This is a genomic window from Candidatus Portiera aleyrodidarum (assembly GCF_902713745.1).
In the GTDB taxonomy this organism is placed as follows: Bacteria; Pseudomonadota; Gammaproteobacteria; order Johnevansiales; family Johnevansiaceae; genus Portiera; species Portiera aleyrodidarum_D.
The window spans coordinates 20,801-36,899 of record NZ_CACTJB010000002.1; the positions used below are offsets into that span (position 1 = coordinate 20,801).

Here is a 16,099-nt window from a genome sequence, read left to right on the forward strand (position 1 = left end):
AAGTAAAGTTTATGAAAATTTCTGAACAATGGATACGACAATGGATTTCATTAGAAAATGAGTCTAATATTATTGCAGAACAAATAACTATGCTTGGTTTTAAATCATCATGTCTAGCTTATAAAGAAGTTAAGGGGGTCGTTATATCTTGTGTTAAAAAATTTGTTAAGTTTAAACATAAAGTTAAAGTATGTATTGTTGAGGATGGTAAACAATTTTGGCAAATAATATGTACAGCAAAAGTTGCTGTTGGTAAAAAAATAGCGGTCGCTAAAATAGGTACATTATTATCTAAAAATGTAAAAATTTTAAATAAAGATTTTTATGGTATTGAATCTTGGGGAATATTTTGTAACTATTCAGAATTCAATTTGATAGGTATAAATCACACACCACAAAAAACAAAAAAACATAATAAAAAAAAAGATATTATATTATTTCCAACAGATGCCCCAATTGGATTTGATATAGAAAAATTTAAAAATGTCATTGACATAGAAGGTTTACCTAATCGTAGTGATTGTTTAAGTATAAGAGGTATAGCAAGAGAGTTAAGTGCATATAAGAATTTAACGGAGAAACATATTATAAATGCAGAAACATTAAAAAATAAAAACACAAAAAATCAAAAGCAAAAGCAAAAGCAGAAGCAGAAGCAGAAGAAAAAGATTTCATATTCAATTAAGAATTCGGTGCCAAAATATTGTCCTAAATTATATAGTAGAGTGATTGAATCTGAAACTATAAACCTTAACACACCAACTCCTTGGTGGATATATGAAAGACTACAGATGGGCGGTATTTCTTCAGTAGACTTTATTATTGATCTTATTAATTATGTTATGTTAGAACTTGGACAACCTATTAATTGTTATGATTTAAATAATATTAAAGGTACTTTAACAATTCGTATGGCAAAAAAATACGAAAATATAAAACTATATAATGGTAAAAATATTAAACTTAAAGAAGACACATTAATAATTGCAGATGAAATAGGTCCTTTAAATATTGCAGGAATAATAGATAGTAAACGCACTAAATTTAACAATAACACTAAAAATATTTTATTATTGTCTGCTTTTTTTACTCCTTCAATTATAGCGGGAAAAGCAAGTTATTATGGGCTATATACAGATTTTTCATATCGTTTTGAACGTGGTGTAGATAGTAAAATGCTTCTGGTTGCTTTAGAACGTATTACTAACTTGTTAATTGGTATTGATGGATCTGGATCTGTAACTAAAAGCAGCAGTAAATTAAGTAATTTAGTCGTTAAATCATATTTACCAAATAAACGTATAATTTATTTAAATTTTTTACATATTACAAATTTACTTGGAAAACAAGTAAAAAAAAATAAAATAGAGAATATTTTAAATAGGTTAGGTTTTGAAATAATAAAAAAAAATATTAAATTTAACTTTTGGCATGTTAAACCGCCAAGTTGGCGTTTTGATATATCTAAAAAAGAAGATTTAATAGAGGAGTTAGCACGCATTCATGGTTATAATAATTTAGCTAGTTGTAATACAAAAATACAAGTAACACCATCTTTTTATAGGGAATCAAATATTACTAAAAATCAAATATATTCACAATTAATTTTTCGTGGTTATCAAGAAGTAATTACTTACAGCTTTATATCACCTAAAATACATAAATATTTACAACCTAATATATACACACCTATAATTAATAACCCTATTTCAAAAGAATTTTCTGTAATGAGGTCTAGTTTATGGCCAGGCTTAATTAAAGCACTTCTTTACAATTTAAATAGACAACAAAGACGAATAGCTTTATTTGAATTTGGCTTAGTATTTGTTGGTAAAAATGTAGAAAAAGTCAAGCAAGTAAAAAAATTAGGAGGTATATTTCTTGGTAACCGATTTAAAGGCGGTTGGAATTTAAATCATTATAAAACAGAATTTTATGATATAAAAGGAGATATAGAAGTTTTAATAAGATTAGGTGGGGATTTTAAAAACTGGAAATTTAAACCTGCACATCATCCTGCATTGCACTCAGGTCAAAGTGCAAAGATATTACGTAAAAATAAAAAGGTAGGATGGATTGGAATGCTCAATCCTCCGATTTCTTATTATCTTGGCATTCCATTTGAAACTTTTATTTTTGAATTGGATTTAGCATCTTTACTTAAAGGTAAAATACCTAAATTTAATAATGTATCACGCTTTCCTCAAAGCACTCGTGATTTAGCAATTTTAATACCAAAAGATTTATCGGTCTCTAAAATAATAAATAATCTTCGTAGTAAAGCTGGAAAATATTTAATAGAACTAATATTATTTGATGTTATTGCTGATTTTTATAAAGGATATAATAGTATTGCATTAAGATTGACGTGGCAACATCCTTATAGAACTCTTTTTGAGAAAGAAATTGAAGATTTATTAAAAAATATATTAATTGATTTAAAACAACGATATGACATTGTTTTTAGAAATTGAATAGATGTTATGAAATTATAACTAATGCTATAATATAATGTGGTGTAATGTATCAGTAATGTAATAAGCGTATGCTGTAGTGGAGATAAGTAATGAGGAGCTAGGGAAGGGAGTGGATGTGCTTTGAAAAAGGTTTTTTAAAATAGGTAAGAAAGTAAAGAGTAAGAGATTATGATACAAAAAAAACCTACTTGGATAAAAATACGTATTCCTCTATATAATGAAATCAAAAATATAAAAAATAAATTAAGGAAAAATGGTTTACATACAGTTTGTGAAGAATCATCTTGCCCTAATATAATAAAATGTTTTAATGAACGCACTGCAACTATTATGATTCTAGGTAATAAATGCACTAGAAAATGTCCTTTTTGTGATGTATTTTTTGGTAAAACCAAAATTATAAATTATTATGAACCGTTTGATATAATCAAAATAATAATTAAATTAAAAATAAAGTACATAGTTATTACTTCAGTAAATCGCGATGATTTATATGATGGCGGTGCTAATCATTTTTCAAAATGCATTGGTGTAATACAACGATTATATAATCATATTAAAATAGAAGTGTTGGTTCCTGATTTTAGAGGAAAAAGTGATATTGCGATTACGATATTAATAAAAAATAAACCTAATGTATTAAATCATAATATAGAAACTATACACAATTTATATTTTAAAGTTAAACCCGGTGGAAATTATTTTTATTCACTTAATTTATTAAAACAATTTAAAAAATATTGTCCAAAAGTAAAAACTAAATCAGGTTTAATGGTAGGAATAGGTGAAAATGATAAACAAATTATAAATGTTATTAAAGATATGAAAAAAAATAAAGTAGATATTATAACTATAGGACAATACATTTCACCATCTAAATTTCATTTACCAATAAAAAGATGGGTTCATCCAAAAACTTTTTATTTTTATGCCAAAATATGTTATATTTTAGGTTTTAATTATATTGCTTCAGGTCCTTTAATAAGATCTAGTTATAAAGCAAAAAATCAAAATTATGGTAAAAAAATATAATTAAGTTATATGTTTTATTTTGTTGATTAAAGCTTTGAAAATTTTTAGATAAATGGTTAATTTTTTAAATTTAAAGGTTTTAATATAATTTATTAACTTATATATTTTGGTATGATTTGTTTTATGTTTTTTAAATATCGTGGTAATTTGTGTTGATTTTTTTATAATAAAATTTGGGATATTTGCCAAACTAGCCACAGTTAAACTATAACTATTGTTTGTGGCGCCTTGATTAATTTTATAAGAATAAGTTATTTTATTATGTTTGATTAAGGCATTAAAATGGATATTTTTTATTTGTTTAAATTTTTTTTCTATTTTAGTTAAACTAAAATAATGAGTAGAAAATAAAGTTAAAGCTTTGATTTGTATTAATTTCTCTAAACATGACCAAGCGATAGATATACCTTCCGTTGGGTTAGTACCTCTTCCTATTTCATCCAACAATACTAAACTTTTAAATGTTGCGGTGTTTAATATATTAGCAGTTTCTTGCATTTCAATCATAAAAGTAGATTTACCTGCACTTAAATCATCATAACATCCAATTCTGGTAAATATTTTGTCAATTGGCCCGATTTCAGCATATTTAGCAGGTACATAACTCCCTATGTATGTTAATAAGACTATTATTGCAGATTGTCTAATGAAAGTAGATTTACCGCCCATATTAGGGCCGGTAATAATGTTTATATTGTTATTATTAGTTAAATATAAATTATTAGGTATGAATTGATGCTTATTTACTACAGCTACAGATTCTATAATAGGATGTCGACCTTCTATGATTTTTATACCTATTTTGTTTTTATTTATTATTGGTTTACAAAAATTCAGAGATTGAGCTCTTTCAGCAAGAGTTGTAATTACATCCAATGCTGCTATTGATTTGGCTGTTTTTAATAATAAAGTAATATTTTTACTTAGAATATTAATTATTTTGTTATAAATTTTTTTTTCATATTCTATTGAGTTTTCTTTAGATTCAAGTAAGATTTGTTCAAAATATTTTAATTCTTTAGAAAAAAATCTTTCTGAATGTTTTAAGGTTTTATTTTTTATATAGTCTTTAGGTATTTTGTAAATATGTTGTTTATTTTTAGGTAATTCTATAAAAAATCCATTGAGTTTATTAAAATTAATCTTTAATTTATGAATGCCTGTACGAAGTTTTTCTTTATTTTCAAAATTTTTTATATACTTTTCAGAATTATTATATACTTCACGCAGTGTATCTAATTTGAGATTAAACTGAGATTTGATGACATATCCATCTTTAATAGTATTAGGAGCGGTGTCAATTAAAGCATCATGTAAAAGTAAAGCTATATTGGGAAATATAAAAACATTTTGATATATATTATTAAGTAGAGATTTTATTTGATTATTTTTTTTTAAAATTCTATTTAAAATATTTTTAAGTTTAGGAAAAACCTTTAAAGCATTTTTTAATTTGATTATATCTATGGGTTTTGCTTTTTTTAAAGATATTCTAGTGAAAATACGTTCTAAATCACCAATTTTTTTTATATGGTTTTGTAAAAGATATATTAACTCATTTTTTATGATAATATGAATGGCATTTTGTCTTAATTTAATTAATTTATAATTTGTAATAGGGTTATTTATCCATTTTTTTAATAATCTACTTCCCATATTCGTCATTGTAGTGTTTAACACACTAAATAATGTATTATCTTTTTTACCATTTACATTTATATCAAGTTCTAAATGTTTTTTAGTAGTAAGATCTATATTTAACTTATATTTTTTTTGTTCAAAAATTAAATGATTAATATGTGATAAATTATAAATTTTATTCTGATTTATATAATGAATTATAGCACCAGCCGCTGATATACCATTATGAAGTTTAGTATCTATATTTTTTATGTTTAATTTGTTATACAATATATTATAAGCATTGTTATAATTAAAAAAGTCATCATTTATATGTTTTATTATTGATTTTTTTATGGGAAGTGTAGGTAATTTTTTATTTGAACGAGGAATTAATAATTCCACAGGATTTAATCTTTCTAATTCTATTCTTAAATTTTGTGTGTTATTAACTTCTAAAACGCCAAAAGCCCCTGTAGTGAATTCTAACCACGAAACACCCCATTTAGTATTGTTATATATAATTGATAAAATTAAATTATCTTTATTTTCATCTAATAAATTTTCTTCATATATAGTTCCAGGTGTTATTACCCGAATTACTTTTCTTTCTATTAATTTGGTATTAGTTGTTTTTTTATTATGTATTTGTTCACAAATAGCAACAGAAATTCCGGATGTTATAATGCGTTTTAAATATGTGTTTATACTATGAAAAGGTATACCAGCCATAGGAATAGGTTTATTATTATATTTTCCTTTGCTAGTTAATCGTATGTTCAATAAAGAAGATGCTTGGTGTGCATCTTCAAAAAGAAATTCATAAAAATCACCTAAACGATATAATAATAAAATATTTTTATATTTATTTTTGATTTTTAAATATTGTGTAATTATTGGTGTTGTATTATAAATATTAGTTTTCATAATTTTGTTTTTAAGTTGTGGTGGTTTAAGTTGTTGTTGTTATTTGTTGTGCTGGATTAATTTAAATTAATTTAAAACAAGTTGTTGTAAGGTTGTGTAATGTTGTGTTGTGATTTGTTGTGTTATTATGTGTTGAAGTGTGTTGCTTTGGCTTTGGCTTTGGCTTTGAGTTTGAGTTTGAGTTTGAGTGTGAGATGAGATGAGATGAGATGAAGTGAAGTGTGAGGTTGAGTTTTCTTTTCTTTTCTTTTCTTTGAGTTATGTGTGCTTTAAGTTGCTTTGTGTTAAGTTATTTCAAGTTAATTTAATGTGGTGTAAGTTAATGTAATGCTTTGTAATGTAATGTAATGTTGTGTTGTGTTGTGTTGTGTAAGTTTGAATTGTTATGTTTTTACATTAAGTGTGAGTTAGGTTAATGTTGTTATGTTATGTTATGTTATGTGTTGTAAGTTGTTGTGTTGTGATTTGTTGTGTTGTTTTGTTTTGTTTTGTTTTGTTTTGTTTTAAGTTGTGTTGATATGTTTTGTTTTTGAAGTGTGTTGTTTAATATAATTTATTTTGTATTAAGTTGTGTTGAATTTGTTATGTGTAGGTTTTGTAATGTTGTGTTGTGATTTGTTGTGTTGTAGTGTAAGTTGTTGTGTTGTTTTGTTTTGTTTTGTTTTGTTTTGTTTTAAGTTATGTTGTTTTGACTTTTTTTGACTTGATATGTTTTGTTTTTGAAGTGTGTTGTTTAATATAAGTTGTTATGTAATGTTATGTGTTGATATGCTTTTAGTTTAGTGTTCTTTTGAGATGTTCTGTTCTGAAGTGTTATGTTATGTTATGGTATGGTTTTGATTAAGTTGTTATGGTATGTTATGTTATGTTATGTTCTGTTCTGTTCTGTTCTGTTCTGTTCTGAAGTGTTTTGAAGTGAAGTGTTCTTTTATTTTATGTGTTTGTTTTGATTGTTTAATTTAATTTGTTTTGAAGTGTTTTTATTTTATTTTATTTGTTTTAATGTTGTTTTAAGTTAAGTTAAGTTGTGTTGTTTTAAATTGTGTTGAAGTGAGATGAGATGAAGTGTTATGTTATGTTATGTTTTTTTATGTGTTGTGTTGTGTTGTTTTGAAGTGTGTTGTAAGTTGTTGTGTTGTGATTTGTTGTGTTGTTTTAAGTTGTTTTGTTTTGTTTTAAGTTGTTTTGAAGTGTTTTGAAATGATTTAAATTGTTTTGAAGTGTGTTGTTATGTGTTATTTTATTTGTTTTGTTCTGTTCTGTTATGTTATTTTATTTGAAGTGTTCTGTTGTGTTAAATTGTGTTCTGAAGTGAAGTGAAGTGTTATGTTCTTTTATTTGATTTGAAACGATTTGTTTTTATTTGTGTTTTATTTTTTTAAGTTGTTGTTGTTTTTGTTTTTGTTTTGAATTGTAAGTTTTTAAAGTTGTTATGTGTAATGGATTAGTGTAGTGTGTTTTGATTGTTGTGGTTTACATTACACTTAACTTAAAACTTAAGTTGTTTTAGTTTAGGTGTAAGTTGTTATGTATTAGTGTAATGTATTAATGTAATGTTGTTTTGTGGTGTTTTAAATTAAATTGTTTTAAGTTGTTTTAAATTGTTTTATGTTATGTTGTTTTAATTTGTTTTTGTTTTTGAAGTGTTTTATGTTATGTTGAGGAGTTTTAGTTTAGGTTAGGTTAATGTAAGTTAGGTTAAGTTAAGTTAAGTTGTGTTAAGTTAGGTTAATGTTTTGTAAGTTTAGATTAGACTAGTTGTGTTGTGTTGTGTTGTGTTTAGTTGTTGTGTTATGTTATGTTATGTTATGTTATGTGTTGTGGTATGTTTGAATTGTAAGTTTTTGTGGTTTAGTTTAATGGTTTAGTTTTTTTTTAAGTGTTGTTTTTGTTTTTGTGGTTTTTTTTACATTAAATTGTTTTGTTTTTGGTGTTATGTTTTTGTAATGGTTTAGTTTGAAGTCTTTTCTTTTGTAATGTTTTTGATTTGATTGTTTTTAAATTAAATATAAGTTAAGTTAAGTTATGTTATGTTATGTTATGTTGTGTTGTAATGTTATGTGGTGTTATTAGTTGTGTTGGATTAGTTTAGTGTAATGCTTTGTCATGTAAGTTAGTGTAGGTTAATGTTGTTGTAATGTGTTAGTTTGTGGGGTTTTTTGGTTTATGTTTGAAGTGTGTTGTTTAATTTATTTTGTGTTGCTTTAAATTAATTTAAAACAAACTAAGTTGTATTAGTTATGTGTAGTGTGTTGAGATGAGATGAGATGAAGTGTGTTGTGTTGCTTTGTAAGTTGTTATGTATTAATTTATTTTGTTTTAGTGTAGTGTAATAAGTTGCTTTGTAAGTTTGTATTAATTTATTTTGGGTTTGAATTGATTGTTTTGTTTTGAATTGTTTTTACATTAAGTTAATGTTGTGTAATGTAATGGTGTGTTATGTTTGTTTTGTAAGTTTAGTTGTGTTATTTTAAGTTGATTTGTAATGTGTTAGTTTGTGTAATGTTTTAATTGAGGTGTAATGTTTTTGTTATGGATTGTGTTAGTTTGGTTTACAAAACATTACATTAAATTAATAAAATATAAGTTGTTTGGATTGAAGTCTTTTAAGTTGTATATGTTTTTGATTGTATTGAGGTGTTTATGTTTTGGATTAATGTCATATAAGTTGTTGAGGTGTTATATTTTGAGTTACTTTACTTTGTTGTTGAGATGAGATGAGCTTAGCTTAGTTTAGAGATGCTTTAAGTTTAGTTGTATTGACTTTGACTTTGAGTTGCTTTTAGTTTAATGAAATTGAGTTATGCTGTGCTGTTATTTGCTTTTAGTTTTTTGAGTTGAGGATGCAAATGATCTGCTTTGTTGTTGTGTAATGTGTTGTTTAAATTTAATGTGTTGTGCTTTGGATTAAATTAGTTTAGTGTAAGTTATTTGAGGTCTTTGTCTTGTTCTTTGCTTTAATTTGTATTGAGGTGTTATGCTTTACTTTTGCTTTGATATGCTTTGTGTTGAGTGCTTTGTATTTTTGGTTTGATTTGATTTGATTTGAAACGATTGAGGTTTAGTTGTTGAGTATATTTTTTTACGTTGCGTTGTTATGTTATATGGAGTAGAGTTAGGTGTATGTAATTATCACTTGATTAAATAATTTAATGCTGAAATATAACCATAAACTCCCAATCCAGAAATTACTGCATTAGCTCGTTTAGAAATAAAAGATTTATGACGAAAAGTTTCACGATTATAAATATTTGAAATATGTACTTCTATTATTGTGCCATTAAAAATATTTAATGCATCTAATATTGTGATTGATGTATGACTATATGCACCCGCATTGATAATAATAGAATTGCAATTATTATAAGCCCTGTGAATAATATCTATTATATGCCCTTCATAATTAGAATGATAACATTCTAATTTAACTTTTAAGTTTTTTGCTTTTTTTATTAAAAAGGTTTCAATATCAGTTAAAGTATTAAACCCATATATATTTGTTTGTCTTTGACCTAAAAAATTTAAATTTGGTCCATTTATTAAAAATATTTTCATTATTTTACCTTCTTATATTTTTTACTTTCCAAATAATTAAAAGCTTTTTTTGTATCATATTGATTTTCCCATTTTGAAATTATTAGAACAGCTAAAGCATTACCAATTACATTTAATACAGTTCTTGCCATATCTAAGATTCGATCTACCCCTGATATAAAAGCTATGCCTTCTATCGGGATCCCTATACTACCTAAAGTTGCGAGTAAAACCACAAACGATACCCCTGGTATTCCTGCAATACCTTTTGATGTAATCATCAAAGTTAAGATTAAAGTAATTTGTGTAAATAAAGTTAAATTTATTCCATAAAGTTGTGCTATAAACAAAGCAGCTATACTTTGATATAACGTAGAACCATCTAAATTAAATGAATAACCAGTGGGAATTACAAAATTACAAATATTTTTTGGAGCACCATAATTTTCCATTTTAGCCATTAAATTCAATAACACTGCTTCTGAACTAGACGTAGTAAATGCTAATAATAATTCATTTTTAAGAATACGTAATAAATATATTATATTAAAACCAAAGTACCAAGCTATACTACCTAATATTATAAATATAAAAAATATTATTGTTAAATATACTAAAACTACTAATTTTATTAAAGGTATTAATGATAAAAATCCAAAATTTGCAACAGTAATAGATATTAAAGAATAAACCCCGATAGGTGAATACCGCATAATAATGTTAGTAATATTAAACATAGTTTCTGATATAGTTTTAATTATATTTATTAAATTTTTTTTGTTTTGGAAAGGAAGACCTGATAAACCTAGGCTAAAAATTACAGAAAAAAATATAATAGATAAGATATTTCCATTTACAAAAGTTTTAAATATATTTGAGGGTATTAAATCAACTATTATATTTAATATATTTGTGTGTTCATTATTATGAATATTGTTTGTAAAATTTTTATATTGTTCTACATCAACATTATTACTTAATTTAGACATATTAATTCCAACCCCAGGTTTAAATATATTAGCTGCTATTAATCCTACAATTATTGCTAAAGTTGTAACAAGTTCGAAATATAACACTGTTTTAAGTCCAATTCTACTTAAATTTTTTGTATCATCAATTCCAGATATACCAATTATTAATGAAGAAATTATAATGGGAATTACTATCATTTTTATTAACCTAATAAAAATTTTTCCCATGGGTTGTAAAAAATTTAAAACAACCCATAATTTTATAAAATTATTTTGATGCAATATTAGTCCTGTAAGAATTCCTAAAAACAAACCTATGATTATATTTAAAGCTAAATTTTTAGATTGAATTATTTTCATTTTGTTATTTACTAATGTTATTTATTTTATTTGGTTTGGTTTACATTAAGTTGTAATGGTTTGGTTTTGTTTTTGTTTTAAGTTATTTGTTTTGTTTTTTTTGAAATGGTTGTTTTTGTTTTTTTTTATTCTTTTTCTTTTTTGTTTTTTGTTTTTTGTTTTTTACCAACTTATGTAAGTAATATTATACATTAAAAAACATCATAAATTAAGTTTTTGCTTTGTTTTTTTATATTATTTGATTTTTGTTTTTGTACCTATCACAACAAAAAAGCGCAATGGTAAATATATTTTGTTTTAAAATAAAGAAAAATCAAATATAATAAAATAATTAAGAAAATGAAAAACAAAAACAAAAAGAAAAACAAAAACATGAATAAAAATGAATTAGAAATTAGTTTCGAATTTTTTCCACCTAACACAAATGATAAAATAAAAGAATTACTAAATTTAGTTAAAACGTTATATAAAAAAATAAATATAACTTTTTGTTCAATTACTTTTGGAGCTGGAGGGTCAAATAAAAAAAATACTTTGGAAGTGATAAAAACTATAAAAAAAAATAACATAGAATGTGTACCACATTTAGCTTGTATTTCAAATTCGAAGAATGAAATAATACAACTAATAAAAATGTATAAAAATATAGGAATAAAAACAATTTTAGCATTAAGAGGCGATATAAATAAAACTGATAACATAAAAACAATAACAAATAATTTTATTAATTCCCTTGATTTACTAACGTTAATAAATAAAAAATTTTATAAAAAGTTTGCATTAATAGTATCAGCTTATCCAGAAATGCACCCTAATACTATAAATTTTGACAAAGAAGTTTGTTTTATTATTAAAAAATTTTTATTTGGAGCAAATAAGGCAATTACACAATATTTTTATGACCCAGACTCATATTTTTATTTTTTAGAGAAAATTATTAAATATGGTGTTGAACAGCCTATAATACCAGGAATCATGCCTATAATAAATGTAAAAAACTTAATAAAGTTTTCAAAAAAATGTGGTGCTAACATTCCTAAATGGATCTATAAAAAATTAGAATCTTGTAAAACTGACAATGATATAGAAAATATAGGTAAAGAAATTGTTATTAATTTATGTGAAATTTTAATTAAAGGAGGAGCACAGGGTTTGCATTTTTATACATTAAATAAAATAGAACCCACTTTAAATATTTTAAATGAATTAATCACATAATTTATTTTCCTAAATTACGTAATGATTTTCCATTCATTAGATTTTTTTCTATTTTTTCCAAAGAAATGCCTTTTGTTTCGGGTATTACAAATATTGTAAATATAATAAAAGATATATTAGCTAACGCTAATAAACTAAAAGTTAGTGGTCCACCTAATTTACTAAGTAAAGTTAAAAAGAACGTTCCCAGCAACATATTAGCTAACCAATTTGCTATCGTTGAACAGCTTATCCCAAAGTCTCGTCCATACAACGGTTGAATTTCTGCACATATTATCCAGATTATAGGGCCAGCTGACATAGCAAAACCAGAAACAAAGATTAACAACGAAATAATAGATAAATATTGTATAACATGTAATGTGCCTAAATATAAAACTAAACTTAAAATGGACATTCCTATCGCCATAATAGTGAACCCCATGTATAAAATAGGTTTTCTACCTAATTTGTCAACTAATATAATAGCGATTATTGTTGATAAAACATTTACTAAACCTACTAGCAAAGTACTTAGCAATTGATTTTTAGTTCCTATAAAACCAGCAATTTCAAAGATTTTAGGAGAAAAATACATCATAACGTTCATACCTGTAAATTGCTGTATAATTTGTAAAATAATCCCTAAAATTACAGATCTACGAAAATTAATATTTTTTTTGAATAAATTCCATCCAATACTTTGATTTTTAGTTCCTAAACTATTTAAAATTTCTTTTATTTCTTTATTAACTTCAAAATTTGATGATCGTAATTTTTTTAAGATTTTGATGGCTTCATTTTTTTTATTTTTAGAAGCTAACCATCTAGGACTATCAGGAATTATTAAAATGCCACAAAATAAAATTATTGAAGGAACAATTAATATTCCAAACATACATCTCCAACTTTGAAAATAACTAAAAATAAGGTTTGATATAAAAGCTAAAAGTATTCCAAATGTAACCATAAATTGATATAATGATATTGTCATACCTCTAATACTTTTGGGAGTAATTTCAGCTAAATATAAAGGTGCTGTAAAAGATGCAGATCCTACGGAAAATCCAATGATTATACGAGCTATAATTAATATTATCGTAGATGTTGCAAAAACAGCTAATATTGCACCAAAACAAAAAAAGATTGAACTAACTAATAATGATTTTTTTCTACCTAAGTTTTGTGAAATAATACAAGTAGCTAAAACGCCAACAGAAGCTCCTCCCATCATTGATCCTACAATCCATCCAGTCATAGAAGTAGATAAATTAAATTCTTTGGTTATAAAAGGTAAAACACCGGAGATAACACCTACGTCCATACCAAATAAAATTCCTACTAAAGCAATTATACTACAACTTGTCCATACTAAAGGTACTATTTTAGTTTTTCGTTTTTTGTTTTGTTGATTTGGTTTTGTTTTGGTAGTAGTTTGATTGGTGTTACTGTGTTGTTTAGGGGTTTGGGTTTGTTTTTTGGTTTGGCTAAAGGTTGGTTGTATGTTTGTTTGGTTTTTTGTGTTTTTAAATTTTTGTGGGAAAAACTTTAACATATAACTATTCTCCTTAATCTTTATTATTTTTTATTATTATATTATAATTATATTTATTTTTTTAGGAGATGATTTTAATGAAATTAATTGAAAAAAAAATAACAAAATTAACTTTTGTATTATTTGGTGCTTTAGGAGATTTAGCTTTAAGAAAATTATATAATTCATTATTTACATTATATAAAAATAAATTAATAAATAACAAAATAAATATATTATGTTTAGCACGGAAAGTTGTAAAGATAAATACATTTAGATATAAAATATATAAAAGATTAATAAAAACTAAATATATTTATAATAAAAAAGAATTAGTGACAATCATTAAATTTATAAAATGTTTATATTTTTTTAATATGGATTTTACCCAAATAACACATTATAAAATTTTAAAAAAAATAAGAAAAAACTTACCATTAATATTTTATTTTGCAGTATCTAGCAACTTATTTAAAGTTATTTGTAAATATCTTAATTTAAATAAATGCATAGAAATAAATGATAAAATCATATTAGAAAAACCAATTGGTTATAATTTTAAAAGTTCAATAAATATAAATAATTATATAAACAATGTTTTTTTTGAGACTTGTATTTTTCGTATAGATCATTATTTAGGTAAAAGACAAGTAAAAAATTTATTAAATTTAAGATTCTTAAATCCTATTTTTTATAATTTATGGACTAAAAAATACATAACACATATTAAAATAATTTTAGCTGAAAAAATAGGTATAGAAGATAGGTGGGGCTATTTTGACAAAACAGGGCAATTAAGAGATATGGTACAAAATCATTTAATACAAATTTTGTCAATGGTTACGATATGTATTCCCAAAAACAACCCATTTGATTATAAAAATATAAAAAAAGAAAAAATAAAATTCTTAAAAGATTTAAACAATAGTTTTTTAACAGTAGATATAAATTTTGGGCAATACATTTCAACTAAATTGAATAACAAAATTTTTAATGGATATCTTGAGGAAAACAATTCAAATAAAAATTCATCGACTGAAACATTTATAATAATAAAAACAACAATAAATAATTTTCATTGGTATGGTATTCCTTTTATTTTGATTTCGGGCAAACGATTAAAAAAAAAATTATCCCAAATTAAAATACATTTTACTAAAAATATATTTAATTATGACTTAAATAATAAATTGATAGTTAATTTACAACCAAAAGAAGAAATAACTTTTAATGCCTTCAAGTTAAATCAAATGTCTTTATTTTTAACTAATAAAAACTACTTAGATTCATATGAATTTTTAATTTTAGAGGTTTTTAAAGGAAAACAAGATTTATTTGTTAGTAAAGAAGAAATTGATTACTCTTGGAGATGGATAGATAAACTTATTTATTTATGGAAACAAAAAAACATTCCTATATCTTATTATAAATCTTTTACATGGGGTCTTACACTTCCTGGCCTGACCCCTGGCACATATTGTTGTTAAATAAAGCATCAGCTGCTCCTAATAATCCTATCCATTTAGACTTAACCAACCAAGTAGAGATTTCTTTATTATAAAAACTCATTCTTCCTTTATTGTAAAAAGAAATACGAAAGTCACTTTGTTCTAAAATATTTATAATTCTAGGTAAAATTCCTCCACATAAATATACTCCTCCTTTAGCACCTAAAGTTAAAGCCATATCTCCAGTCACATTACCTAAGATTTTACAAAACATCATAATGGTTTTATATGCCAAAGGATCTTTTTTCTTTAAAGCTGCTTTTGTAATTGCATCAGGGGTTGTTAAAATATTTTTATAATAGTTGAAATAATAATTAGCGTGTGCCTGGTATAAATCAACTATTCCTTGTCCACAAAGTATACGTTCAATAGAAACACGATTATAGGTTTTTTTTAACCATTTTAAAATATATAGTTCAAAATGATTAAGTGGTGCAAAACTGATATGGCCTCCTTCACCAGAAATTGGCAGCCAAAAATTTTTTTTATTAATTAAACCTGAAATTCCTAATCCAGTGCCAGGGCCTATTAAAATCTTATTGCTATTATTATTAGTTTTTCCATAGCCAATTTTATATAAATCTTTTGTTTGAATATGAGGTAACCCTAAAGCTATCGCAGTAAAATCGTTAATTATTTTTAATTTTTGTAATTTCATTTTATGTTTTAATTCATATTTTTTTATTTTCCACGAATTATTTGTCATTTTTATGAAATTAGAAGTAATAGGACAGGCAAAAGCTAAACAAGCATATTTAGGAAACTCACAACCAACTAAAGTAATATATTTTTTTATAACTTCAAAAACACTTAAATAATTAATGCATTTAAATATTTTTATTTTATATAGCTTAAATTGATTTGATGATACTAAAGCTAAAGCCAAGCGAACATTAGTTCCGCCAATATCACCAACTAATGCAAATTGTTGATTCATAT

Annotated in this window: 9 protein-coding genes; 4 read left to right on the forward strand and 5 right to left on the reverse strand. The window is 24.3% G+C overall.

Annotated elements, in window-relative coordinates; translation table 11 throughout:
* Positions 1-11 precede the first annotated feature (11 nt).
* Positions 12-2,474, forward strand: a complete 2,463-nt coding sequence (pheT, locus tag H7S46_RS00765) for a phenylalanine--tRNA ligase subunit beta (RefSeq protein WP_183042948.1) — start codon at positions 12-14, stop codon at positions 2,472-2,474.
* A gap of 171 nt (positions 2,475-2,645) precedes the next feature.
* A complete protein-coding gene (gene lipA / locus H7S46_RS00770) occupies positions 2,646-3,509 on the forward strand; it encodes a lipoyl synthase (protein WP_259645835.1) in 864 nt (287 codons plus the stop codon).
* On the opposite strand, the gene mutS is transcribed toward lipA, so the two are convergent.
* The 3 genes from mutS to H7S46_RS00785 form a co-directional block, all read right to left on the reverse strand.
* Positions 3,510-6,056 carry a DNA mismatch repair protein MutS gene (gene mutS / locus H7S46_RS00775; protein ID WP_183042949.1) on the reverse strand — a complete coding sequence of 849 codons (2,547 nt, stop codon included), beginning with the start codon at positions 6,054-6,056 and terminating at the stop codon, positions 3,510-3,512.
* Positions 6,057-9,188: 3,132 nt separating this feature from the next.
* A complete protein-coding gene (locus tag H7S46_RS00780) occupies positions 9,189-9,611 on the reverse strand; it encodes a type II 3-dehydroquinate dehydratase (RefSeq protein ID WP_183042950.1) in 423 nt (140 codons plus the stop codon).
* Positions 9,611-10,921, reverse strand: coding sequence for a cation:dicarboxylate symporter family transporter (locus tag H7S46_RS00785; RefSeq protein ID WP_183042951.1), 1,311 nt, complete (start codon positions 10,919-10,921; stop codon positions 9,611-9,613). The genes H7S46_RS00780 and H7S46_RS00785 overlap by 1 nt, the downstream gene beginning before the upstream one ends.
* Before the next feature lie 372 nt (positions 10,922-11,293).
* On the opposite strand from H7S46_RS00785, the gene H7S46_RS00790 reads away from it, so the two are divergent.
* Positions 11,294-12,139 (forward strand): methylenetetrahydrofolate reductase, encoded by an 846-nt coding sequence (locus tag H7S46_RS00790; protein ID WP_183042952.1) that lies wholly within the window; start codon positions 11,294-11,296, stop codon positions 12,137-12,139.
* A gap of 1 nt (position 12,140) precedes the next feature.
* Here H7S46_RS00790 and H7S46_RS00795 read toward each other — a convergent pair whose 3' ends face one another.
* Complete coding sequence (locus H7S46_RS00795; RefSeq protein ID WP_259645836.1) at positions 12,141-13,673, reverse strand: sugar porter family MFS transporter; 1,533 nt, start codon at positions 13,671-13,673, stop codon at positions 12,141-12,143.
* A gap of 77 nt (positions 13,674-13,750) precedes the next feature.
* On the opposite strand from H7S46_RS00795, the gene H7S46_RS00800 reads away from it, so the two are divergent.
* Positions 13,751-15,139: a glucose-6-phosphate dehydrogenase gene (locus tag H7S46_RS00800; protein ID WP_183042953.1), complete on the forward strand. Its 1,389-nt coding sequence runs from the start codon at positions 13,751-13,753 to the stop codon at positions 15,137-15,139.
* On the opposite strand, the gene glk is transcribed toward H7S46_RS00800, so the two are convergent.
* On the reverse strand, positions 15,099-16,097 hold the full coding sequence (glk, locus tag H7S46_RS00805; protein ID WP_183042954.1) for a glucokinase: 999 nt from the start codon (positions 16,095-16,097) through the stop codon (positions 15,099-15,101). The genes H7S46_RS00800 and glk overlap by 41 nt on opposite strands.
* Between the last annotated feature and the right edge of the window lie 2 nt (positions 16,098-16,099).

Bases quoted from the DNA above. Each gene is read 5' to 3' on its own strand.
- pheT (WP_183042948.1), top strand. From the start codon at position 12: ATGAAAATTTCTGAACAATGGATACGACAATGGATTTCATTAGAAAAT.
- lipA (WP_259645835.1), top strand. From the start codon at position 2,646: ATGATACAAAAAAAACCTACTTGGATAAAAATACGTATTCCTCTATAT.
- mutS (WP_183042949.1), bottom strand. From the start codon at position 6,056: ATGAAAACTAATATTTATAATACAACACCAATAATTACACAATATTTA.
- H7S46_RS00780 (WP_183042950.1), bottom strand. From the start codon at position 9,611: ATGAAAATATTTTTAATAAATGGACCAAATTTAAATTTTTTAGGTCAA.
- H7S46_RS00785 (WP_183042951.1), bottom strand. From the start codon at position 10,921: ATGAAAATAATTCAATCTAAAAATTTAGCTTTAAATATAATCATAGGT.
- H7S46_RS00790 (WP_183042952.1), top strand. From the start codon at position 11,294: ATGAATAAAAATGAATTAGAAATTAGTTTCGAATTTTTTCCACCTAAC.
- H7S46_RS00795 (WP_259645836.1), bottom strand. From the start codon at position 13,673: ATGTTAAAGTTTTTCCCACAAAAATTTAAAAACACAAAAAACCAAACA.
- H7S46_RS00800 (WP_183042953.1), top strand. From the start codon at position 13,751: ATGAAATTAATTGAAAAAAAAATAACAAAATTAACTTTTGTATTATTT.
- glk (WP_183042954.1), bottom strand. From the start codon at position 16,097: ATGAATCAACAATTTGCATTAGTTGGTGATATTGGCGGAACTAATGTT.